Origin of the sequence: Paenibacillus terrae, assembly GCF_005217525.1 — a bacterium.
Taxonomy (GTDB): Bacteria; Bacillota; Bacilli; order Paenibacillales; family Paenibacillaceae; genus Paenibacillus; species Paenibacillus terrae_C.
Map to the genome: position 1 here is coordinate 698,043 of NZ_PNXQ01000016.1, position 21,692 is coordinate 719,734.

A 21,692-nucleotide genomic window follows, 5' to 3' on the forward strand; every position below is an offset into this window, starting at 1 on the left:
GGCATCTTTGATCGTTTTTACTTCCTCATCCGATCTAACTATATTAAAGATGCTCTCTGAAGTATTGGTCTCACTCTAATTGCCCCTGAATTACCGATACGATACTTTCACGCAGTGCATTGGCGTTTTGTGACTTATATGGATCAGCATTAAAAAGGATTGCATCTGCTGTGTAGTTTTCTTTTATACGTCCCAATCTGTCCCCATATCCCAAAATATCAGCGGCGAACTCCGTGGCAGCCTGCCAAGCCTCTTTTCGAGTTAATCCACAGTCTACGAGTGTGTCTAATTCCTCAAGGTTGCGTCCATGTAACGAAGGTGTGGCAAAATCTGTACCGAACGCAATTCGTACGCCTGCTCTTTTGGCATAGCTGACAGCTTTAGGATGGGCTTCGGCGGCGCGGGCGGCGCGATCACAAATTTCCCTGTCGAGTGAAAGAACTCCAGACGGGTCTGCAGCAATTCGATAGATGGAAGCAGTAGGCACAAAGACTGTCCTGGATTGCGCAAGCCGGTTGGCTTGATCCTCGGTCAAATACATTCCATGCTCTATTGATTCCACGCCAGCGTCAATAGACCAGTCCACAGTAGGTCCGCCCCAGGTATGAACCATGACTTTAATGTTGCGTGCATGGGCGCTACGCACAATAAAAGAGAATTCTTCCTCAGAAAAAATCGGGTTCAGCACTGTATCTGGTGACGATCCTAGTCCCCCTGTTGCAAGAATTTTAATCCAGCTTGCCCCGGAATCAATAATTTCTGTTACCCGCCGTTCCAAATGCTTAAAGCCCCGTGCATCTCCGGCTCCAAGCATATCACCACAGGTGTAAACTCTTAAAGGCTGGCTATAATGCTGACCTATATGCTTCACCGTACTTGGCAAAAGCCCCCCTGCATCACGCACTGAAGTCACTCCAGCCTGGAAGGTGGCCTCAAAGGCTTGCGCCTGCATCACTTCGATCTCCAGTTTATCCCGCTTCTCCTGGTCAGCATGATTAAAATCCGTCCATGCCAAATGCGTATGAAGGTCAATTACGCCGGGGCTAATCCATAAGTCGCCATCTGGGCTATTTTGTTGGGCGTATGGAGATACGGACTCTGCAATGGACGAAAAACGACCATTAGTGATTGTTATATCGAATCGTTTCCCAACAATCCCCGCCACAAATATATTTTTGTAGGTTAACTCTTTTTGAATGTTATTTCCCAACTTTATTCCCCCAGATTGACCTTTGGGCCGCCAGCGCATGATCAGGATCTTGATGCATAAGCTCTGCAAGCGTCAGGATGGCTTCTTCGACGCTTTGCTGATTTGCCTTCGCCCCAAAATGGTTAATTCGTAAGAGTTTATGATGCAATTCCCCATCTCCGGGTGCGACAATGCCCAGGGGCTGTTCGATATTGAGATTTCCGCCTTGAGGAATCCGAACCGTTGTAGTCAACGTTGAGTAGCTGTCTTTGTTACGCTGCCACGGTTCAAGGCCCAAGGCCGTAATGCCAGCAATTGCAGCGGATGTAGTTAAACGATGGCGGCGATTGACCGCTTCCAGACCTTCTTCTTCAATAAGCTTTAAGGCCTCTATAAGCGCCCGGGCTTCCAAGACAGGGATGTTGGGAGGAACCCGAAAGGGAGTCGCACTATCATGAGAACGCTTTAGGTCAAGCAAAGACAGAATGGAATTGCGCGGCGCATTTTTGTTGGAGGCCAGAAACTCCCAGCCACGTGAAGAAATCCCCACAGCGCTGATCCCGTTAGGGCCGGCTAATGCTTTTTGCGCACCCACAGCTACAAAATCAATTCCCCACTCGTCCATCAGCACCGGTTCGCCCCCGATTGCTGAAACCGCATCTATCACGGTTATGATTTTTGACCGACGGGCAAGCTCCAAAATTTCCTTTGTTGGATTGGAGCCTCCTGTGACCACTTCCGCCTGCACGAAAGAAAGCGCACATGGGTTATATCGCTCAATCGCTGCGGCGACTTCATCTACAGTTACCACTTCATCAAAAGATGTTTTGAGCTCGATGACCTCTGCTCCACCACGCGCAAGCCAGTTACCAAAAATCGTTCCATAGGGACCTGTCACAATGTTTAGAATTGTACGGTCAGGCGCGGCTATGCCTGCTGCTATGGCCTCGATTCCCAGGATCGCCTCGCCCGGTATGATGACTGGTGATTCTTGAGTGGACAGGAGTTTGGAGAGCAAGTTAGTTAGCGTATCAAACTCCGATATTGTAAGAGGTACAAATCCTTTATTATTTTGACTCATAAATACCTCCTGCAGAATGGGATATTGGCATCTTGGGTACAGCAGACAAAAGCTCACGGCTATAAGCCGTTTCAGGACGAGAAAAGAATTTCTCCTTGGGGTTGATCTCAACCAGCTTCCCCTGTCGCATTACAGCAACAATATCGCTTATGGCATTTATAACTCCCAGATCATGAGAGATAAAAAGCATCGTAAGATTAAGCTCCGATTTGAGTGTGCTCAGCAGTTCAAGCATACTCCGTTGTACCGAAACATCCAGTGCGCTCGTTGGTTCATCTGCGATAAGTATGCTTGGCTCAACGCTTAATGCGCGGGCAATCGCTATCCGCTGACGCTGACCGCCGGAAAATTCGTGAGGGAATCTGCCAAGGGCGCTTTCATCGATGTGAACACGTGCAAGCAGTTCCCTACATCTCTTGTCCACTTGAGTGCGGTCAACAATCTTGTGAAAAAGCAAGGCTTCGGCAAGGATTTGCCTGATCGTATGCTTTGGATTAAGCGAGGAATCCGGGTTTTGAAAAACCATTTGTATTCTTTTATGCTGCTCCCGGCTCCGTCGCTTGTCCAGTACCTGAGAACCCAGCATGATCCGGCCCTCATCCGGGGCGATCAGCCCGGCTATTACCCGCGCGAGGGTAGACTTTCCTGAACCCGATTCTCCCACAAGACCAAGCGTGGTACGCTCCTGCAACTCCAGGCTTACTTGATCAAGCGCGGTGAACTTACCATAAGCAACCGTTATATTTTCTATCCGCAAGGCTGTTTTCATCAATCGGCGCTCCTTTCAAGATCCGGGAGAGGAAGCACTGAGCTTATCAGCAACTGTGTATACGGATTTTGCGGGTTTTGTAAAAGGGGCAAAGTGTCTCCCCGCTCTATGATTCTTCCCTCTTTCATAACGCAAAGCTTTGAGCACATCGAAGCAGCTACGGCAAGATTGTGCGTAACAAACACCATGGCAAAACCCAACTCCTTTTGAAGACGTGAAATAACGTCAATGATTTGCCGTTGAACCGTTACGTCAAGCGCCGTTGTTGGCTCATCACAAAGAAGGATGCGCGGCTTGCACGCCAAAGCCATCGCAATAACAATACGTTGACACTGGCCGCCTGAAAGCTGGCGGGGGTAACGGTCAGTATGCTTTAAGGAATCGGGAAGACCGAGCATTTCAAGCAGTTCCAAAGCTATTGTACGCGCGACCTTCCGGCTCACCTTCTGCCTGTAGTACACAACCTCGGCAAGCTGCCGGACCACCGGGCAGAGAGGGTCAAGTGCCCTTATCGGGTCTTGAAAAATCATTGCGCATCTGCCATTGCTCCTAATATTCCCGCCAACCTGTTCAATACCAGAGGGAAGCAGCCCTATAATGGAGCGCAGGGTGAGCGATTTTCCAGATCCGGATTCCCCCACAAGTCCTATGCTTTCGCCCGCTTCAACTTTAAGACTCACATTGGTGACCAATTGATGATTCGATCGCGCCCTGAGCGACAAATTTTCCACTTCTAAAATTGGATTCATAGCATTCATTTTCTTCTCCATATATCTGCTAGCCCATCGCCCACAAGGGATAAGGCTATCCCCGTATATACCACCGCAAAGCCCGGGATGGCTGAAAGCCACCACTTTGTAGATATAAAGGGCTGCCCATCAGAAATCATCGTTCCCCAATCCGGAGTTGGCGGCGCAATGCCGATACCGAGATAGCCTAGCGTAACAATGGCCACCAGCAGAACAGCCATATCCGTCATAAGCACTACCACTGCTTGCGGTAGCACATTCGGCAGAAGATGGCGCAGTATGATTTTAATATTCGGGATTCCCAGTGTCTTGGCAGCGGCTATCCATTCCTGCTTGCGAAAGGATGCGCTAAGCCCCTTGACCACACGAGCGTATACGATCCAGCCAACGAGAGCAAACGTAATATATATCCCCTGTTCACCCGTACCGCTTGCAAACGCCACGATAATGACAATCAAATAAAAAGGGAACGCAATCAACGTATCGGTCAAAAGCGTGATAACCGTATCTACCCATTTACCATAATACCCGGCAAGCATTCCCAGAAACACCCCCATACAAAAAGGGATGATCTCCGCCAGCACCATAATCTTCAAATCAGTCCGTGCGGCATAGATCAGCCGTGTAAACAGATCACGCCCCAGTTGATCGGTTCCCAGCCAGTGTTCGAAGGACGGGGGTTGTAAAGTTGCCGAAATATTTGGATCAGAAGGCTGGTAGGGACTGATAACTGGTGCAAACACTGCAATGCCTATGAGTAACGCAAACATAATACTACCCCATAGAAGAGATGGAGTATTTAGTATTTTTCCCCAAGAGCGGTTGCTATGACCCGCCTTCTGAATCTGAATATCTAGTTGCGTGCGTTTCATTGTTCTCCTTTCGTCCTGGGATCAAGATACCCAGAAGCAACCTCAATCACAAAGCCGATGATGACCACAGATAGCGCACAATAAAGAGCAATCCCCTGTATAACAGGAAAATCCCGGTTTGAAATGGCTGAAAATAACAGGCTTCCGATCCCCTTGAGACCAAAAACCTGTTCAATTACCAACGTGCCGCCCATCAGGTAGGCAATGTTTACGCCAAGCAGCATAAGAGCAGGAAGAGCGGAATTGCGCAGGACATGCTTTACCAGTATAACCCTGCCGGGGATTCCCGCTGCCTTCAAGGTCACAACAAAATCAGATTCCAGCACTTCCAGCATCTGCGCTCTTAAAGAACGAACGAGCGAGGGAATTTGCGACAATCCGACAGTTATCGCAGGAAGGGCGAGACTGTACAAGATTCCAAGCCAGCCCTCGCCGACTCCCCCAACGGGAAACCAGTGAAGCCGAACGCTAAATACCAGAATCAGTAGCAGTCCAACCCAAAAAATCGGCATACCGAGCGTTACAGCAGGCAGGATGCGTATCATATGATCAAGCAGTCCGTCTTTATGTGTTGCCGCAAGGGTGGCCAGTACCAGCGAAACGATGATGGCAAAAAGACAGGTCATTGCAATGAGCAGCAGCGTCACGGGGGCCCGCTCTGCAATCAACTCTCTTGAAGAAGTCTCAAAAACAATCGAAACGCCGGTATCACCGTGTGTAAAGAAATTGTGCACAAAGCCTATAAACTGCTCCCAAAGAGAACGATCCAGCCCCAACCTGTGACGCATACTCTCAATAGCCTCAGTTGTGGCGTATTCACCCAGAATCATTTTGGCGGGGTCTCCCGGTACCAGCCTTATGATGAAGAAGACTGCCACCACCACACAGATGACTACGGATGCGGCTCTTATCATAGCACGCACAAGCCATTTGTGTGGGGAAGTTAGATTTGCAGACAATCCGGCAGACTTTTTAAATAAATTGTGGGCCGTCAAGGATCTAATTACCTTTCACACGTACATCTTCAAAACGAACACTGTTATTGGGAAGCACGACCAGACCATCAACGGAAGAACGAACACCTTTCAGAATATCCGGATAATAAAGCGGGATGAAAGGCACCTCATCAGCAAGGATTTGTTGAAGCTTGGCGTAAATTCCCGCACGTTCTTCCCCATCAGGTGTTTTTTGCCCCTCGTGCAGGAGCTTGGTAACTTCATTGTTCGTGTAATGAGTCCAAAACGACTTGCTAAAGCCTTCCGGGTCTGTCTGGAAAGCGAGAATCGAGTTGGCTTCTGGAGAATCCGCTTGTCCGCTGTTGATCATTGCCGAAAAGTCATAGGCAAAGAAACGCTCGCGGAATGAGGCCAACTCAACAGATTCAATTTGAATATCAATGCCGATCGTTTTGGCGGCCGCCTGAATAATCTGTGCCTCCTGAGTTCTTGAGTTGTTTCCAGAGGCAATGAGCAATTTTGTAGAAAACCCATTAGGGAACTTTGATTTTGCAAGCTCTGCTTTGGCAGCGTTCGTATCAAAGCTGAGAGCTTTAATCGTATCGTTCGTGTTGTAGGGAATGGCTGGCGGCAAAAGCGAATTGGCTGGCTTTGCGAAACCAAAGGTAACCGCATTGGTCAATCCATTACGGTCAAGCGCCAACGCCAGCGCACGGCGAACGTGCACATCCGAAAAATGCTTGTCCAGGGTATTGAAGAACAATTGCTCTGTCACCCAGCTTCCATTGGTCGCCACTTTGGTATCCGTACCTTGTTTTAATTCATTTACATTTTCAAGAGCTACAGACTCAATAGCATCAATCGCGCCAGCCTTCAACTGGTTAATCGCTTGGCTGTCATCTTCAATGAGCTTGTAGACAAGTTCATTGATGTAGGGCTTGCCTTTCTGCCAATAGTATTTATTTTTGCTGAAAGTAAGATCACCGGCAGAATCCCATTTCTTAACGACAAAGGGACCAGTACCGACCGGATTTTTGAAGAATTCTTTTTCCGAGACACCGCCGAAATCCTTTGGAAGAATACCATTGGAAAAGTTTGATAGTTCAGAAATAAACGGCGTATACGGCGTTTTAAGCTTAATTACGAGTGTTTTTTCATCTTTAGCCGAAAGCGAGGCCACCTGTGCTGCTATTGCAAGAGGACCTCCTACATTTAAATGACGCTGAATTGAAAAAACCGCATCCTTGGCAGTAACTCCGGTTCCGTTTGAAAATTTCAAGCCATCGCGTAAAACAAAAGTATAGGTTAAACCATCTGCGCTTATACTGTGCGACTCTGCAAGCCAATCCACAATCTTTCCATCACTGTTAAAGGCGACCAGCGGCTCAAATACTTTGTCGATAGCAAAAGCATTATTGGATGTAATCTGATTGTGCAGATCAAACGAGGTTACGGAAGCCGGGCGACCATATGTAAAGGTTCCCCCTTCTGCGGGTTGATCAGCGGTTTTGCTTGGGTTAGGAGTAGCATTTGTATTTTGACCTGTATCATTTTTGGAGCCGGAGCATCCTGCCACGAGAACCAATAAAAGCAATACTAAAGATCCAACTAAAAACGGCTTCCTAAAAGATACAATAAGTTTGGACATCCCATTTTCCCCTTTTCTCCAATAAAACATATTGTCTTAATATGAATAGTATTATGGGTGAACCCATTTGACATGTCAAACAGAATTAAATACCATAATTTAAAAAATTAAAGATAAAAGTAAGCATAGGGATTTTCCAGCCTGTGAACACATGGAGTTCATCGGGATTGGGATTTTGATTAAAATATTGTATAATCAATCTATGATGTAATAGGTAAATCTTATAAGCCGACAACCATTATAAAAGCATATAAAAGGGGTCTACAACTCGATGGAATTCAGACAGCTTCAATACACCCTGCAAATTGCAGCGGAAAAAAACTTCTCACGCGCAGCGGAAAAATTGCACATTGCCCAACCTTCCCTGAGTCAGCAATTGTCCAAACTGGAAAAAGAGCTTGGGGTGCTGTTATTTCAACGCAATACAAGTACGGTGGAATTAACGCATGCAGGAGCAAGCTTTGTGGAACAAGCGAAAAAGATCGTCGACGCCGTCGAGCAACTCCGACAGGAAATGGACGATATTTCTCAGTTGCGCAAAGGGAAGGTCGTCGTCGGCAGCATGCCTATCACGGGTTCCCATTTGCTGCCGCATGTGCTGCCTGTGTTTAAGAAGGCGCACCCGGATATTGAAATTGTTTTGGTCGAGGATTCATCCATGAATCTAGAGAAAAAAACAGCCAGCGGCGATACCGATCTCAGCCTGCTTTCTCTCCCATTAGTAGAACCGACACTTTCCTATGTGCCTATCGGTGAAGAATGGATTGATCTCGCTGTTCCCCCGGGTCACCCGCTGACTCTGCGCAAAAACGGCGACCAGCCGCAGCCTGTGCATATGGAAGAGCTGAAAGACGAACCTTTTGTCGTCCTGAAAAAAGGACAGGGCTTCCGCAAGCTGACGATGGACTTGTGCCATCAAGCGGGCTTTGAGCCGAATGTGGTGTTTGAAAGCACCAATATGGAAACCCTCCAATCGCTCGTAGCGACAGGGATGGGGGTGACACTCGTGCCTCGTTTCATCGCCCGGGCCGCCAGCAGCGAATTTGTTCCAGCATTGCTGCCACTGGCTGAACCGACGCCAAGCCGTACACTGGCCATTGCATATCGGAATGGGCGTTATTTATCCAAAGCGGCCGAGGCTTTTATTGAAACCTTCCGCGAAACGGTCAAACAGCTTTCCGAAAAGTAGTCTCACGTAAAAAGACCGTCTTCCTCCCCAGCCAAAGCCAGAGAAGAAGACGGTCCCGGGGCTAGACCCCTATACATTCCAAATTTAATGTTCAGTTCCATTAGGTTCGATTACAATGTTGCTATGCTGCTCCACCTGGTTTCAACGAACTTTATTTCATATTCCCTTGAATTCCATGTCAGCCTCGCCTGATTACCTTACACTTGCTCGGAAACTCCACTTTATCCATCCCGCATCACTTCTTTCCTTAAGGTCTCATGCCCTGGTTTCCCAAGAATGCCCTACCTCAGTTCCAATGTGCTGTGTGATCCCAAAGTGCCTGTCCTCGCCTTGTCGTGATCAGGGTCGCCCTGAATCCGGTGAACTTTTATCCTGATCATAGCCCATTTCGTGATTATTGCCGACAACCTGTCTATTTAAGCCTCTCGGCCGTGACAGGCCATCCCTATTCGCCAGTTCGGATCTACTTTGGTTATCCATCGTTATCAACCTCCTGGTGTCGGGATACTATTATAATACACCTATGAGCTGTATCTGAAACAGGAACGATAATATTTTTTATCTGGAAGAACCAAACGCTTGCTGTACGTCCGATTCATTCACTTGTGTCTTAAGGACCAGCTTCGATGGATCTTGCGGTGAATAAATAACCTCTATAATGCTTCCCTGCTGTAGCTTGGAGAGTTGGGAATAGAAAATATCCTTTGGTATGGTTACCTTAAACATGTCGCCATTGCTTTTCGTTACACTCTGTGTAAATTGAAGCTTGATTTTGTTAGGCCCCGCTTCGCCCAGCGGTGTAACATCCAGCACCTTCGCATACGCTTACTCACCTGTTTTGGAAATTTCTATCAGCTTAGGCGATACGCCCTGCTTTACCATCTGCTCATCCAATAGTGCCTGCAAATCCGACTGTGAAACCTGGCCTTTCAGGTCAATGCCCACCTTCATTTTGTCTTTCTACGATACGACCAACGGAATGACGAATCATAGTCAAAAAACCTTTCATCGTTCATACCCCCTTTTTTTATCATCTATATAAGCTGAACTTAAAAGTTACCTATGATGCCACTTTGCTTATACAGCACTATTCCGACTACTTCGTTTCCATGTGAATTTTTGTAATTAAGCTTGTAGATGTTCAATGCATTAGGCTGTGACCAAACCCATATATATCAGTTCTGACGGATTAGCGGGATTGCTGCCGAGGCCGACCGTATCACCCGTACGTGGAATTTGCAGCTTGGATACGAGCGTTTCCAGTGTCTTTTGGTATCTGTTGCCGTTGGCTTCCGTTACATCCAGTACGAGCACAATAATCGGGTCAAAATTCACGAGCTTCCCGGTATCTGTCACGGAAATGACAACCGCAGTCGCCGCCATGGCCAAGCCTCCGTTAGCTGCCATTTGAGACTGCCTTGCCGAGTTTAGACTTTGATTGATCTGCTCGCGATGCTCTTTGGGTACAAAACCCTTCATAAACAATCCCGACAAGCCCGTATTCATCAATTGATCTGCTTGCTCCAAAGCATCCTTTTGTTTTTTCTTTTTACCGAAAAAGTTCATCATGTGGTTGCACCTCGTTTTTCGTATTGTCGGTCCTTATGTATTCAGTATATGGGGCCCTATCCGGCATCACAATACGTTTTGGCGCATACAAACAAACCGGAAAAACAGGAGTTTTAACCTGTATTTTTCCGGTTGGTTTTTGAACAATGGGATGCTTTACACAAAACTTTGCGCGATTTGAAGCATTCTTTCGCTCGATCAGCCCACTATTTTGTGAAAAGCGAGTGATTTCAGGCTATTTTTTGCGTAAAAGATAGACCAATTTCCGATAATACGCCGAAGATTCCTTATAGCGACGACTGTCCTCGGATAGAACCGCGAGCGTCTCATACAATTGTTCAAGCCGACCCGGATGCTGTAAAGCTTCAAAATAAGGCAAGCATTGCAGCGCATGCGTCCAAAAAGCGTCCTGATCTCCTTTGGCAAGCGCCAACTGGCTTTCATAGAAATAAAGCCCCATCTGCTGATCCGTCGTCAGGCTGGTTTGGCGCAGTTGGTCCAGATGCTGTGACAGCTGTCCCCAGTTTTTGCGGGTAAACGCAATTTCGCAGCGGTACACCAGTGTCACGGGCCGCATCAGCTGCTGCATTTCCTCCCGCTCCCGGCTAACCAACGCTTCAAAACGCGCCACTTCCTCCAATGCCTTATCCAGCTCGCCAATCGACGTCAGCATAATAATCCGATTGTTCAAGATGGTTGTAAGCATATCCGCCGCATTTTCCAAATAGACCAGATTGGCCTCCGCCATAGACAGCGTTAGCAACGCTTCCTGCACGGAACCCATAGCAAAGCAATACCCGCTGTAAGCCACATACAAGCCCGTCAAACGGTGAAAAAGTCGATCATCGTACACCCTTCTCATCGTCTGCTCGAATACCTGCTTCGCCTGATCAAATTGCTTGACCTGAATGCAGGCTTCCATCGTTATATTTTGCGCGTTCAGCCAGTTTTCCGTGCCCTCTTCCACCAGACGGCTTAGCTGTGTAACGTTATTCAGTACATCATAATAATGATTTTTGGATCTGAAATACTGGATTTTATAAAATAAAATCGCTTTTTTCAACGGTGCGGGCAACTCCACCTCATCCGAACGCCCAAACTTCTCCAAATAAAAATTCAAATAGGACTGATGCAAATATTCATAAGCCGTCGGATCATTTAACTGCTGAAAATAGACCGCCTTCATCAAATAAGTGGTCATCTCCACCACAAGCGAGTCGTTGCGATCCTCCAACTGATCCACAAAGCTTTCCGTGGCGGGATTAGCCAGCTTGGACAGCTCCGTAAAAATCATTTCCGCTGTAGCCAGCGTCTCCTCATCCTCTGCGGCTGCACGCAGCAGGTAGGACGGATTTACACCCAGACGCTCAGCGATTTGCTCGGCCAAATCTTCGGCCAACGGGTAACGGTCAGCCAGAATATTCGCAAAATGTGCGGGGGTCACCAGCCCGTCCACCAGCTCCTTACGGGACAGGTTTTTCTTTTTACACAAAAATTCAATGCGTTCCTTCAGCATGGACGTTTCCTTTCTGATTAAAGGTTGCCAAATTACAGATCATACAGCGATGTACGACGGTCCTCGAACACCGGTATGCGCCCACGCACGTCCTGCACCAAGGCTGACTCAATTGTTCCTGTGATGATATCCTCCTGCTCTCCGCCCTCGGCAATGATTTCTCCCCACGGATCAATAATGAGAGAATGCCCGAAGAAATCCGTATCTCCGCTGCGACCTACCCGGTTACAGGCGATGACGTACATTTGATTTTCAATGGCCCTTGCAGTCAGCAACGTACGCCAGTGATGAAGACGGGGATGTGGCCATTCCGCAGGTACGATAAGCAGATTTGCGCCAGACAGGGCCAAACTGCGGGCTAGTTCGGGGAAACGGATGTCGTAGCAGATCGACGCACCCGCCTGAATCCCTCCATCCAGCGTGAATAAAACCTTTTCCTCGCCAGGCTGCAAATATTTTTCTTCGTCCATAAGCCGGAACAAATGAATCTTGGAATACGAAGCAACCTCTGCACCGGATCGGTCAAAAACGAGCATCGTATTGTACACATGACCGTCGCTTTTCTTCTCCGCGATAGATCCGGCTACCACGTTCACCTGATGAGTAGAAGCGAATGCCGATATCCATTCGCGGGTTTCCGCTCCTTCCTGATCCGCCAGCTCATGAATGCGGTCCAGCGCATACCCCGTGTTCCACATTTCCGGCAGTACAATTAGGTCCGGCTTTAATTCGACTGTCACCGCTTGTTCCATTAACGTACGAATATGACTGCGGTTTTCCGGGGGATTCCCCAGCTCAATATGAGCTTGTATGAGTGCAACACTGAACGGCTGAGCTTCATGATACGTCAAAATCGTTCATCCTCCCTGTGAACCGGAGCTTCCGGTGATCGCTTGTCCGGCATTTTCTCCCATCATAGCCCGATCAGGCTCGGCCACGCAACCGCATAAGACCAATCCCCTCTATACAACTTGGTTAAATCGTGATAAATTAATCCTCAAACTATTCCAAAAGGTCGTGTGAAATGATGAGTAAGTTTCCCATCCCCTCCGCTGATGTGATGAAGCAATTGCCCACTCAATTTTTTGCCACACTCGTACAAAATGTAAACCGTGAAATTGCGGCAGGGCATGATGTCATTAATCTCGGGCAAGGGAACCCGGATACACCTACGCCACCTCATATTGTAAAAGCCTTGCAAGAATCAGCGGCTAACCCGCTGTATCATAAATATTCACCTTTTCGCGGTTACGGCTTTCTCAAGGAAGCCATCGCCCAGCGCTATCAGGAGGATTACGGTGTGACGCTCGACCCGGAAACCGAGGTCGCCATCCTGTTTGGCGGAAAAACAGGCTTGGTGCAGTTGCCGCAAGTCTTACTCAATCCCGGCGATGTGTGTCTCGTGCCTGATCCCGGCTATCCGGATTACTGGTCCGGGGTAGCCCTGGCTAAAGCGGAAATGTCCTTTCTCCCATTAAAGGAAGAGAACCGTTTTCTGCCCGATTATGAGGCTATTTCCGAGGAAGACCGCCGCCGGGCCAAGCTGATGTTCCTCAATTATCCGAATAATCCGACCTCGGTCACTGCACCTCTTTCCTTCTATGAGGAAACGGTTGAATTTGCGAAGCGTAACGGCATTGTGGTTGCCAGCGATTTTGCCTATGGTGCTATCGGCTTCGACGGCGAACGTCCGGTGAGCTTCCTTCAGGCCGAAGGTGCCAGGGACGTAGGGATTGAGTTTTATACCCTGTCCAAAACGTACAATATGGCGGGCTGGCGCGTCGGTTTCGCGCTTGGTAATGCTGAAATCATCTCGATGATTAATCTGCTACAGGATCATATTTATGTAAGCCTGTTTGGTGGCATTCAGGCAGCGGCGGCGACCGCTCTCACGTACTCGCAGGACTGCGTGGGCGAGCTGGTTGCACGCTATGAATCGCGCCGCAACGCTTTTTATGATGCGCTTGGGCAAATTGGCTGGAAGGCGACGCGTCCAAGCGGCTCCTTTTTTAGCTGGTTGCCCGTGCCGCAGGGCTATACCTCAGCTTCCTTTGCCGATCTGCTGCTGCGGGAAGCCAAGGTGGCTGTCGCTCCAGGGATCGGCTTCGGCAGCGGCGGCGAAGGATATGTGCGGGCGGGGCTGCTAAGCTCGGAAGCTCGACTGACCGAGGCGGTTGAACGAATTGGCAAGCTGAACCTGTTTGGTTAAGCCGTATTTCCCAGCTACAACTTCTTTGCCAAACCCGACCTTTTCATGGTATTCTGTTACCAATATCATTAAGCGCGTTGAAGGGACTATTAAGAGAGACCCGTCCTGTTCAGAGAGTAAATTCCGATAGGCTGCAAGAATTTACCTGGACCCTCTCCCAACTCCTATCCCCGAGCGCCCTGCGCAGTCAGGCGGTTCCTGCCGTTAACAGGTTTCAAGTGGGATGATCATAAATCATCAATGAAGGTGGTACCGCGGAAGCACAAACTTTCGTCCTTTGCATACAAAGGATGAAAGTTTTTTTGTATATTCAGGATTTTGCAAATCCTCATATTAAAAAGAGTACAAATTAAGGAAGTGGACGTCTTGTCAACACGAATCGTCATTAAAATCGGGAGCAGCTCCTTAACAGGAGTCGAAGGGGGCTTGAATCGGGAATCCATTGCTTATTTTACACGCGAAATCGCTGGACTTCGTTCGAAAGGCCATGAAGTACTGCTGGTCACATCAGGTGCAGTCGCCGCCGGGTTTCGTGAGATCGGGTACCCGTTTCGCCCCAAGCTGCTGCATGAGAAACAAGCGGCGGCAGCCGTAGGTCAGGCACTGCTTATGCAAGCCTATCAACAGGCTTTTAGGGATTATGGCTTGGTGAGCGCGCAGATCCTGCTGACACGCAGTGACTTTTTGAGCCGCAAACGGATGAACAATGCTGGAATGACCGTAGAAGAACTGCTGCGCCAGCAGGTCATTCCGATTTTTAACGAAAATGATACTGTATCGATTGACGAATTGAAATTCGGTGATAACGATATGCTGTCTGCGCTGGTCGCCAATCTGGTCAAGGCACAGCATTTGATCATTATCACAGATACCGATGGCGTATATACGGCAGACCCGCGCAAGCATCCGAACGCCGTACGTTTTGAACGCATCGACGAGATTACCGAGGAGCTTTATGCATTTGCTGGAGGTTCCGGGTCAGCCGTAGGGACTGGCGGTATGCGATCCAAGATCGAAGCAGCCAAAGTCGCCACACGCGGTGGTGTACCTGTGTTTGTGGGACGCGTCAACGCAGACGGCGATCTGGATGCCGCCGTGGAGGGACATGGGCCGGGGACTTATTTTGACACCCACCTCTCTTCCCTGCCGATGAAAAAACAATGGCTTGGCTTCATGTCGACGCCGCTCGGCACGGTGCATGTAGACCAGGGGGCCGAGGAAGCACTGGTGAATGGCGGTCATAGCCTGCTTCCCGTTGGCGTACGGCGCGTGGAAGGCAGCTTTCATGCCGGAGATGTTGTTGAGGTGCTGGGGCCGGAAAATAAGGTATTGGGGCGCGGCATTGTCAATTATGACGATGGACAGCTTCGAAGCGTACAAGGATTGCCAAGCGGCGAGGTTGTGGGCAAGATCGGCCCTATTCACCGGCTTGAAGTGATTCACAGGGATGAATGGATTACATTATAAATGCGGGGAGGCCGTAACATGAGTGAATTAACGACAAACACAGCCACAACAGATGAAAGCCAGTTCAGTGAGGTACGGACCAAAGCGACTCTGGCCAAAAAAAGCGCCGGGGCCATGAACCGACTGACGACAGCACAAAAAAATGAAGCATTGCTCGCTATGGCTGAGGCACTGGTGAGCCATACGGGAGAGCTGATTGCAGCGAACAAAAACGACTTGGAGCGTGGACGGGAACTGGGAACGTCGGAATCGCTGCTTGATCGCCTCAAGCTGACCGAGGAGCGTATCGGGGCCATCGCCGAAGGCTTGCGCCAAATTGTGGAGCTACCTGATCCGGTCGGTGACACGCTGGAGCATATCGAACGTCCAAACGGTTTGCGGATTGAGAAAATACGTGTACCGTTGGGTGTCATCGGCATCATTTATGAAGCCCGTCCGAATGTGACGGTGGATGCTGCGGGCCTGTGTCTGAAAACAGGAAATCCGGTTGTGCTTCGTGGTGGCTCGGCTGCCCTGTTTTCCAACCGCAAAATCATTGAAGTTCTCCAACAGGCGTTGGACACCACTGCCGTACCGCGCGATGCGCTTCAGCTCATTGAAGATTCAGACCGTGCCTCTGTCAATGAAATGCTCACGCTGAACGGTTTGCTGGATGTGATCATTCCACGCGGCGGGCGCTCGCTTATTCAAAATGTTGTTCAGAATTCCACTGTCCCTGTCATTGAAACCGGAGCTGGCGTGTGCCACACGTATTTGGACGCTACAGCGGATACACAAATGGCTGAGGCCATTACGCTGAACGCCAAGGTGCAAAGACCGTCGGTATGTAACTCCATGGAAACATTGCTCGTTCACTCAGAATATGCACAGGCACATCTGACGAGTTTGGCAGAACGTTTTCGTGAGGCCGGGGTTGAGCTGCGTGGCTGCGCAAGGACACAGGCGTTGGTTCCCTGGGCTGTTCCAGCCACGGAAGAGGATTATGGCACCGAATATAATGATTACATTATGAACGTCAAGGTCGTAGACCATTTGGACGAAGTCCTGGAGCATATTGCCCGGTACGGTACGATGCACTCGGAGTGTATTGTGACCGCAGATGAAGCACATGCCGAACGTTTTCTGCAAGAAGTGGACGCGGCAGCCGTATATCACAATGCCTCCACCCGCTTCACGGATGGCTTTGAGTTCGGATTTGGTGCCGAGATCGGGATCAGTACGCAAAAATTACATGCCCGCGGTCCAATGGGGCTTCCTGCGCTGACTTCAACCAAATATCGTGTGTACGGTACTGGACAAATCAGGGAATAATATCATTTATCAATCCGTATCCTTGGAGGTTATGAAACCATGTGTGAATCACAAACAAAGGCTTTAATTCAAGAGCAAATTACGTTTTTCGGAGCAGGCTCGATGGCAGAGGCTATCATTCGCGGGATGATGGCCCGCTCCGTTGTCAAACGTGGGGGGATTACGGTCATCAATCGTAGCAATCAGGCTCGCCTGGAGAAGCTTCAACAGCAATATGGGGTGTTGTTCCAAACCGAGGATGCCGCCAAAATCGAGCTGCTGCGCCGTTCTCCGGTGATTGTGCTTGCCATGAAGCCCAAGGATGCTGCACAAGCCCTTGGACAGCTCGGCCCACTCCTATCGGATGGACAGCTGATCATCTCGGTGATCGCCGGACTGTCCATTCGTACGATGCAGACGTTACTTGGCCGCAAGCAGCCCATCGCCCGGACGATGCCAAACACATCCAGCTCGATTGGGTTGGGAGCCACAGGCATCAGCTTTTCCAAGGAGATTAGCGAAGACCAGCGTAAAAACGTGCTTACGATATTTGAATCTGTGGGTACGGTGACGGTTATAGAAGAAGAGAAAATGGATGTTTTGACCGGGATTTCCGGAAGCGGCCCTGCCTATGTCTATTATTTGATGGAAGCCATGATTGCCGGGGGAATCCGCGGTGGCTTGACTCCTGAGCAAGCGCACGAATTGACGGTGCAAACCGCGCTTGGAGCGGCACGCATGGTACAACAAACCGGCGAGGAGCCTTCTGCCCTGCGCCACAAGATCATGTCACCCAACGGCTCGACGGTAGCCGCGTTGGAAACGCTGGACAAAGGCGATTTCTACGAAACGGTCATTGCAGCGGTACAGCGTTGCGCTGAACGATCCCGTGAGATGGGAGCTGTACTGAAGGAGGGAATTGAATGAGCTATTGCTTAGCGACCTACCGGATATACGATGACAAAGCCGATTTTAACAAAAAGGCCCAATCCATTGCCATCGGCATGACGGTGGGCAGCTGGACCGAACTTCCGCAAGCCAAGCGGGACGCGATGCAAAAGCATCTCGGCTCGGTTCAATCCGTGGACGTACACGATGGAGGGCCAGGTGAACGGTATGCCGACCTGACCATCGCTTACCCGGATGTGAATTTCAGCCGGGACATTCCTGCACTGCTGGTGACGGTCTTCGGCAAAATTTCGATGGACGGCCGTATCAAGCTGACGAAGCTGGGCTTCTCGGAAGCATTCCGTTCCGCTTTTCCGGGGCCGAAGTTCGGCATCAGCGGCTTGCGTGAGCAACTCGGCGTATATGACCGCCCACTCCTTATGAGCATTTTCAAGTCGGTGATTGGCCTTAATCTGGACGAGCTGCGAGAGCAGTTTACCCGACAAGCCCTGGGCGGCGTCGATCTGATCAAGGATGACGAGATTTTGTTTGAAAATGCGCTGACGCCGATTGAAAAACGCGTCGAAGCCTGCATCAAAGCCGCCGAAGCGGCTGAGCGTGAAACCGGCAAAAAGCTGCTGTATGCTGCTAATTTAACCGGACCCACCTCGCAGCTCAAAGAACAAGCCCTCAAGGCCATCGACGCGGGCGCAAATGCCCTGCTGTTCAACGTGCTGGCCTATGGCTACGATGTGCTGCATGAACTAAGCAGCGATCCCGCTGTCTCGGTGCCGATTGCAGCCCACCCTTCGTTGGCGGGTGCTGCTTATCCGTCACCGCATTATGGTATTTCGGCGTCGGTGCTGCTCGGTCAGCTCATGCGACTGGCAGGAGCCGACCTCGTGCTCTTCCCTTCTCCTTATGGCTCGGTTACGATGCCGCGTGAGGAAAACATGGCGATCCGCGATGAGCTGATCACCCCTGAGCTGCCGCTAAAGGCCAGCATGCCTGTGCCATCCGCAGGGATTCACCCCGGCCTGGTGCCGTTAATTGTGCGTGATTTTGGCACCGATGTTGTCGTTAACGCCGGGGGCGGCATTCACGGCCATCCGCTCGGCACCGAAGCTGGAGGACGCGCCTTTGTGCAGGCGATTGAAGCTGTGCGTCAGGCTGTGCCGCTGGCGGAATACGCCCGCATGCACCCCGAGCTGCAATCCGCGCTCGACACGTGGGGAGGGGAACGATGAGTACAGCGAAGAAGCCCGTCATTTTTTGCGATTTTGACGGGACGATTACGAACAGCGACAATATTGTCGCTATTATGAAGCATTTTCAGCCTGCGGGCTGTGAGGCCATTATGCATGATATCGTGAACGGACACACGTCTATTCGTGAAGGCGTTGGTGCCATGTTCGCTCTGATGCCCTCGGCGCAAAAAGATGAAATCATCTCTTATGTACTTGGACAAGCTGGTATACGCGAGGGCTTTGCCCGTTTTTTGGATTATGTACGGGAACAGGATATTGAATTTTTTGTCACCAGCGGCGGTATTGATTTCTTTATTGATCCTCTGCTGGAGCCTTTCGACATTCCACAGGATCACGTTTACTGCAATGGTGCCCATTTCTCGGGGAATCATATTGAGATTACGTGGCCGCATCCATGTCAGGAGCCATGTACAAACGACTGCGGTATGTGCAAAACAACCGTGATTCGCCAATACCCTGCCGAACAGTACGAACGAATTTTGATCGGGGACAGCCTGACGGATTTTGAAGGAGCCAAAATTGCCGACCTCGTGTACTCCCGCTCGCACCTGACTTTAAAGTGCCAAGAGTTGGGCGTGCCGCATGTGCCCTTTGAAACATTTGACGACATTATTAAAGATTTAAAGCAAAAACAGGAGCAAGGGGTGCTGTAAATGGGCTTTAGCTTGGCAGACATTACGTTGGAAGAAAAACGCCGTGCACTGGAAGAACTCGCTGATGTCAAGGAGCTATTCGCATCTCGCAACTGGTTCCCTGGCACGAGCGGTAATTTGTCGATACGGATCGGGGATTTTCATCCTGAACAATTTTATTTTGCAGTTACTGCCAGCGGCAAGGATAAGACCAAACGGACAGCAGAAGATTTTCTGTTCGTGGACCAGCACGGAAAAGCGGCAGAAGCCACAAACCTCAAGCCAAGCGCCGAAACGCTGATTCATTGCGAAATTTACCGTCTGACAGGCTGCGGAGCCGTTTTCCATGTGCATACTGTTTTCAACAATCTGATTTCCGAATATTACGGGGAACAAGGCTCTGTACCTGTGAAAGGCATTGAACTCATTAAGGCTTTTAACATTTGGGAGGAAAATGCTGCGATTGACATTCCTGTGCTGCCGAATTACGCGGATATTGCTTCGATTGCCAAACTGGTGCCGGATGTGCTGGATGATCAGGTGCCGGGAATTTTGCTGCGTAACCACGGCATTTATGCGTGGGGGCGTGATGTGTTTGAGGCTAAAAAGCATCTGGAGGCGTTTGAATTTTTGTTTGAAGCGACGTACCGCTCCTTGCTGCTAAGACCTTAGTTATGAAGAGCGACTTGCTACATGTGCGCCTGCTTTAATTGAAAAGTGCAGTTTGAATGCGGAGAACGTAGCCCCAGCGAAAGCAGGGGAGCGTTCTCTTTTTTTTAAATACAAAGGCAGCCTTGGACGTGTATATAACGTCCCGGACTGCCTTTGTATCATTATTGAAGCCATTTGATCATTTCAGGATACTTCTCAGACTTTGTGCAGCCTCACGGGGGGCTTCTGCCCATGAGATGGCTGAAATGACCGCTACACCGTCCGCTCCAGCCTGGAGGACGCCGGCTGCGTTGTCCGCTGTGATGCCGCCAATGCCTACCAGTGGAAGGCATGCACCACCTGCACGCAGCCTGCGAACCAGATTCGGTCCCTGCACCGGATGCGCATCCGGCTTGGAACGAGTCGGGAACATCGGCCCTGCGCCCGCATAATCAGCGCCAGCGCGTACCGCCTGCTCCGCTTCCGTTAGACTGTGTACCGATACGCCGATGATTTTGTCGCCCATTCGCGAGCGCACGCGGTCTGCAGGCTCGTCATCTTGTCCGAGATGGACGCCATCTGCATCCACAGCCAAGGCAAGCTCGACATCATCATTGACGAGAAATGGAACGTCATAACGATGGCACAGTCTCCGGGCGGCTTGAGCAAATTCGTGCAAGCGACTTCCCGTTAGACGGTCCGCACCCTTTTCACGCAATTGAAAAAGGGTCACACCTCCCTGCAACGCTTCCTCCAAAACCACCAGCGGATCACGGCTGCAATTCATACTGCCCATGACCAAATAAAGACGCAGACACTCCCGCATACGTCCTATTTCAATTCTTGGCATTGCTTCGTTCCTCCCTCATTGCTCTGCTCCACACAGACGCTTCTTCTCCTGTCCAGCGTGCGTTCCATGCCCAATGATTCGTTGGTCCATGCCCACTGCCGATACCCAAGCCCTGCTCAATCGCCGACTGTATAAAAGCCTTGGCCATCTGTGCCGCCTGGGGTACACTTCGTCCTACCGCTAATCCAGCCGCCAGCGCCGCTGAAAAGGTGCAGCCCGTTCCATGGGTATGCGGGGTATGAATTCTTGGTCCGTCCAGTTCGGTAAAATCTCGCCCGTCGAACAACAAATCCACGGACCGTTCCGTCTCTGCGCTATGCCCTCCCTTGATGATTATATAGCTGGTCCCCAAATCAGCCAGCATTCGAGCCGCTTCCTTCGCGTCCTCACGACTGGAGAGGGTTAATCCTGTCAACGCCTCCGTTTCCGGAAAGTTTGGGGTGACTACCTTCGCCAACGGTAACAAATACGATTTTAGCGTTTCCACTGCCTCATCTTGAAGTAGAGAAGCTCCGCCTTTGGCGATCATCACCGGGTCTACAACAACATTAGGCCACCGAAACTGGCAAATTTGCGAGGCCACCTGGCGAATGACCTCAGCCCCCAGGAGCATACCTGTTTTAACAGCATCGGGAGGTAAATCCGTACCTATGGACTGTAATTGAGCTTCCACCATAGGAACCGGAACGGAATGAACAGCTTGTACACCGCGTGTATTTTGGGCAGTAACTCCCGTCAGGACAGACATGCCATACACACCCAGCTCCTGGAAGGTTTTTAAATCTGCCTGTATGCCTGCACCCCCTCCGCTGTCCGAGCCTGCAATGGTTAATGCTTTGTACACCTTATGAGTCATAGCTGCGGCCCCCTGACAACCTCTTGCCGCTTCCATTTCTGCT

Annotated in this window: 23 protein-coding genes; 8 read left to right on the forward strand and 15 right to left on the reverse strand. The window is 50.0% G+C overall.

Translation table 11 applies throughout. The features are described 5' to 3' along the window. Positions 1-70: 70 nt before the first annotated feature. Genes C1I60_RS20680 through C1I60_RS20710 form a run of 7 tightly spaced genes read right to left on the reverse strand, consistent with a single transcriptional unit; the run spans position 71 to position 7,264 of the window. Positions 71-1,210, reverse strand: a complete 1,140-nt coding sequence (locus tag C1I60_RS20680) for an amidohydrolase family protein (protein WP_252361812.1) — start codon at positions 1,208-1,210, stop codon at positions 71-73. Then, entirely contained in the window at positions 1,200-2,270 is a 1,071-nt protein-coding gene (locus tag C1I60_RS20685) for a pyridoxal-phosphate-dependent aminotransferase family protein (RefSeq protein ID WP_137063403.1), read from the reverse strand. The genes C1I60_RS20680 and C1I60_RS20685 overlap by 11 nt, the downstream gene beginning before the upstream one ends. Further along, positions 2,257-3,039, reverse strand: a complete 783-nt coding sequence (locus C1I60_RS20690; protein ID WP_137063404.1) for an ABC transporter ATP-binding protein — start codon at positions 3,037-3,039, stop codon at positions 2,257-2,259. The genes C1I60_RS20685 and C1I60_RS20690 overlap by 14 nt, the downstream gene beginning before the upstream one ends. Continuing rightward, on the reverse strand, positions 3,039-3,809 hold the full coding sequence (locus tag C1I60_RS20695; protein WP_252361813.1) for an ABC transporter ATP-binding protein: 771 nt from the start codon (positions 3,807-3,809) through the stop codon (positions 3,039-3,041). The genes C1I60_RS20690 and C1I60_RS20695 overlap by 1 nt, the downstream gene beginning before the upstream one ends. Then, positions 3,794-4,660: an ABC transporter permease gene (locus C1I60_RS20700; RefSeq protein WP_137063405.1), complete on the reverse strand. Its 867-nt coding sequence runs from the start codon at positions 4,658-4,660 to the stop codon at positions 3,794-3,796. Before C1I60_RS20700 ends, C1I60_RS20695 begins: the two co-directional genes overlap by 16 nt. Next, positions 4,657-5,619, reverse strand: a complete 963-nt coding sequence (locus C1I60_RS20705) for an ABC transporter permease (protein WP_434784426.1) — start codon at positions 5,617-5,619, stop codon at positions 4,657-4,659. Before C1I60_RS20705 ends, C1I60_RS20700 begins: the two co-directional genes overlap by 4 nt. A gap of 40 nt (positions 5,620-5,659) precedes the next feature. Further along, on the reverse strand, positions 5,660-7,264 hold the full coding sequence (locus C1I60_RS20710; RefSeq protein ID WP_137063406.1) for an ABC transporter substrate-binding protein: 1,605 nt from the start codon (positions 7,262-7,264) through the stop codon (positions 5,660-5,662). Positions 7,265-7,535: 271 nt separating this feature from the next. Between C1I60_RS20710 and C1I60_RS20715 the strand changes: the two genes are divergently transcribed. Next, positions 7,536-8,453 (forward strand): LysR family transcriptional regulator, encoded by a 918-nt coding sequence (locus C1I60_RS20715; protein ID WP_137063407.1) that lies wholly within the window; start codon positions 7,536-7,538, stop codon positions 8,451-8,453. 339 nt (positions 8,454-8,792) lie between these two features. Here C1I60_RS20715 and C1I60_RS24590 read toward each other — a convergent pair whose 3' ends face one another. From C1I60_RS24590 to C1I60_RS20735, 6 genes are all read right to left on the reverse strand, one after another. Next, a complete protein-coding gene (locus tag C1I60_RS24590) occupies positions 8,793-8,933 on the reverse strand; it encodes a hypothetical protein (protein WP_170970861.1) in 141 nt (46 codons plus the stop codon). 78 nt (positions 8,934-9,011) lie between these two features. Continuing rightward, positions 9,012-9,266 carry a hypothetical protein gene (locus C1I60_RS25925; RefSeq protein WP_252361815.1) on the reverse strand — a complete coding sequence of 85 codons (255 nt, stop codon included), beginning with the start codon at positions 9,264-9,266 and terminating at the stop codon, positions 9,012-9,014. Between the two features lie 12 nt (positions 9,267-9,278). Beyond that, on the reverse strand, positions 9,279-9,404 hold the full coding sequence (locus C1I60_RS26235; RefSeq protein ID WP_289306537.1) for a hypothetical protein: 126 nt from the start codon (positions 9,402-9,404) through the stop codon (positions 9,279-9,281). A gap of 198 nt (positions 9,405-9,602) precedes the next feature. After that, the gene (locus C1I60_RS20725) at positions 9,603-10,022 is read right to left on the reverse strand and encodes a hypothetical protein (RefSeq protein ID WP_137063408.1); all 420 of its coding nucleotides are present in this window, start codon (positions 10,020-10,022) and stop codon (positions 9,603-9,605) included. 235 nt (positions 10,023-10,257) lie between these two features. Further along, on the reverse strand, positions 10,258-11,538 hold the full coding sequence (locus tag C1I60_RS20730) for a helix-turn-helix domain-containing protein (RefSeq protein WP_137063409.1): 1,281 nt from the start codon (positions 11,536-11,538) through the stop codon (positions 10,258-10,260). A 32-nt stretch (positions 11,539-11,570) separates the two neighbouring features. Continuing rightward, complete coding sequence (locus C1I60_RS20735) at positions 11,571-12,389, reverse strand: carbon-nitrogen family hydrolase (protein ID WP_137063410.1); 819 nt, start codon at positions 12,387-12,389, stop codon at positions 11,571-11,573. A gap of 176 nt (positions 12,390-12,565) precedes the next feature. Here C1I60_RS20735 and C1I60_RS20740 point away from each other — a divergent pair, with 176 nt between their 5' ends. The 7 genes from C1I60_RS20740 (at position 12,566) to C1I60_RS20770 (ending at position 19,964) form a co-directional block, all read left to right on the forward strand. Then, complete coding sequence (locus C1I60_RS20740; RefSeq protein WP_137063873.1) at positions 12,566-13,747, forward strand: pyridoxal phosphate-dependent aminotransferase; 1,182 nt, start codon at positions 12,566-12,568, stop codon at positions 13,745-13,747. 366 nt (positions 13,748-14,113) lie between these two features. After that, positions 14,114-15,214 (forward strand): glutamate 5-kinase, encoded by a 1,101-nt coding sequence (gene proB / locus C1I60_RS20745; protein WP_137063411.1) that lies wholly within the window; start codon positions 14,114-14,116, stop codon positions 15,212-15,214. 18 nt (positions 15,215-15,232) lie between these two features. Beyond that, positions 15,233-16,525, forward strand: a complete 1,293-nt coding sequence (locus tag C1I60_RS20750) for a glutamate-5-semialdehyde dehydrogenase (RefSeq protein ID WP_137063412.1) — start codon at positions 15,233-15,235, stop codon at positions 16,523-16,525. A 39-nt stretch (positions 16,526-16,564) separates the two neighbouring features. Then, complete coding sequence (proC, locus tag C1I60_RS20755; protein WP_137063413.1) at positions 16,565-17,431, forward strand: pyrroline-5-carboxylate reductase; 867 nt, start codon at positions 16,565-16,567, stop codon at positions 17,429-17,431. Then, a complete protein-coding gene (locus tag C1I60_RS20760) occupies positions 17,428-18,639 on the forward strand; it encodes a 2,3-diketo-5-methylthiopentyl-1-phosphate enolase (protein ID WP_137063414.1) in 1,212 nt (403 codons plus the stop codon). The genes proC and C1I60_RS20760 overlap by 4 nt, the downstream gene beginning before the upstream one ends. Further along, the gene (locus C1I60_RS20765) at positions 18,636-19,313 is read left to right on the forward strand and encodes a 2-hydroxy-3-keto-5-methylthiopentenyl-1-phosphate phosphatase (RefSeq protein WP_137063415.1); all 678 of its coding nucleotides are present in this window, start codon (positions 18,636-18,638) and stop codon (positions 19,311-19,313) included. The genes C1I60_RS20760 and C1I60_RS20765 overlap by 4 nt, the downstream gene beginning before the upstream one ends. Continuing rightward, complete coding sequence (locus tag C1I60_RS20770) at positions 19,314-19,964, forward strand: methylthioribulose 1-phosphate dehydratase (RefSeq protein WP_137063416.1); 651 nt, start codon at positions 19,314-19,316, stop codon at positions 19,962-19,964. A gap of 178 nt (positions 19,965-20,142) precedes the next feature. Here the strand turns inward: C1I60_RS20770 and thiE are convergent, their stop codons facing one another. Beyond that, positions 20,143-20,793, reverse strand: coding sequence for a thiamine phosphate synthase (gene thiE, locus C1I60_RS20775; RefSeq protein ID WP_137063417.1), 651 nt, complete (start codon positions 20,791-20,793; stop codon positions 20,143-20,145). After that, positions 20,780-21,649: a bifunctional hydroxymethylpyrimidine kinase/phosphomethylpyrimidine kinase gene (gene thiD, locus C1I60_RS20780; protein WP_137063418.1), complete on the reverse strand. Its 870-nt coding sequence runs from the start codon at positions 21,647-21,649 to the stop codon at positions 20,780-20,782. The genes thiE and thiD overlap by 14 nt, the downstream gene beginning before the upstream one ends. Positions 21,650-21,692 lie beyond the last annotated feature (43 nt).

Excerpts from the sequence above, each read along its gene's own strand:
- C1I60_RS26235 (WP_289306537.1), bottom strand. The coding sequence starts at position 9,404 with ATGAAGGTGGGCATTGACCTGAAAGGCCAGGTTTCACAGTCGGATTTG.
- C1I60_RS20715 (WP_137063407.1), top strand. The coding sequence starts at position 7,536 with ATGGAATTCAGACAGCTTCAATACACCCTGCAAATTGCAGCGGAAAAA.
- C1I60_RS20770 (WP_137063416.1), top strand. The coding sequence starts at position 19,314 with ATGGGCTTTAGCTTGGCAGACATTACGTTGGAAGAAAAACGCCGTGCA.
- C1I60_RS20760 (WP_137063414.1), top strand. The coding sequence starts at position 17,428 with ATGAGCTATTGCTTAGCGACCTACCGGATATACGATGACAAAGCCGAT.
- C1I60_RS20695 (WP_252361813.1), bottom strand. The coding sequence starts at position 3,809 with ATGGAGAAGAAAATGAATGCTATGAATCCAATTTTAGAAGTGGAAAAT.
- C1I60_RS20710 (WP_137063406.1), bottom strand. The coding sequence starts at position 7,264 with ATGTCCAAACTTATTGTATCTTTTAGGAAGCCGTTTTTAGTTGGATCT.
- C1I60_RS20730 (WP_137063409.1), bottom strand. The coding sequence starts at position 11,538 with ATGCTGAAGGAACGCATTGAATTTTTGTGTAAAAAGAAAAACCTGTCC.
- C1I60_RS20750 (WP_137063412.1), top strand. The coding sequence starts at position 15,233 with ATGAGTGAATTAACGACAAACACAGCCACAACAGATGAAAGCCAGTTC.
- C1I60_RS20740 (WP_137063873.1), top strand. The coding sequence starts at position 12,566 with ATGAGTAAGTTTCCCATCCCCTCCGCTGATGTGATGAAGCAATTGCCC.
- proC (WP_137063413.1), top strand. The coding sequence starts at position 16,565 with ATGTGTGAATCACAAACAAAGGCTTTAATTCAAGAGCAAATTACGTTT.
- C1I60_RS20725 (WP_137063408.1), bottom strand. The coding sequence starts at position 10,022 with ATGATGAACTTTTTCGGTAAAAAGAAAAAACAAAAGGATGCTTTGGAG.
- C1I60_RS20685 (WP_137063403.1), bottom strand. The coding sequence starts at position 2,270 with ATGAGTCAAAATAATAAAGGATTTGTACCTCTTACAATATCGGAGTTT.
- C1I60_RS24590 (WP_170970861.1), bottom strand. The coding sequence starts at position 8,933 with ATGGATAACCAAAGTAGATCCGAACTGGCGAATAGGGATGGCCTGTCA.
- thiD (WP_137063418.1), bottom strand. The coding sequence starts at position 21,649 with ATGACTCATAAGGTGTACAAAGCATTAACCATTGCAGGCTCGGACAGC.
- thiE (WP_137063417.1), bottom strand. The coding sequence starts at position 20,793 with ATGCCAAGAATTGAAATAGGACGTATGCGGGAGTGTCTGCGTCTTTAT.
- C1I60_RS20700 (WP_137063405.1), bottom strand. The coding sequence starts at position 4,660 with ATGAAACGCACGCAACTAGATATTCAGATTCAGAAGGCGGGTCATAGC.
- C1I60_RS20765 (WP_137063415.1), top strand. The coding sequence starts at position 18,636 with ATGAGTACAGCGAAGAAGCCCGTCATTTTTTGCGATTTTGACGGGACG.
- C1I60_RS20690 (WP_137063404.1), bottom strand. The coding sequence starts at position 3,039 with ATGAAAACAGCCTTGCGGATAGAAAATATAACGGTTGCTTATGGTAAG.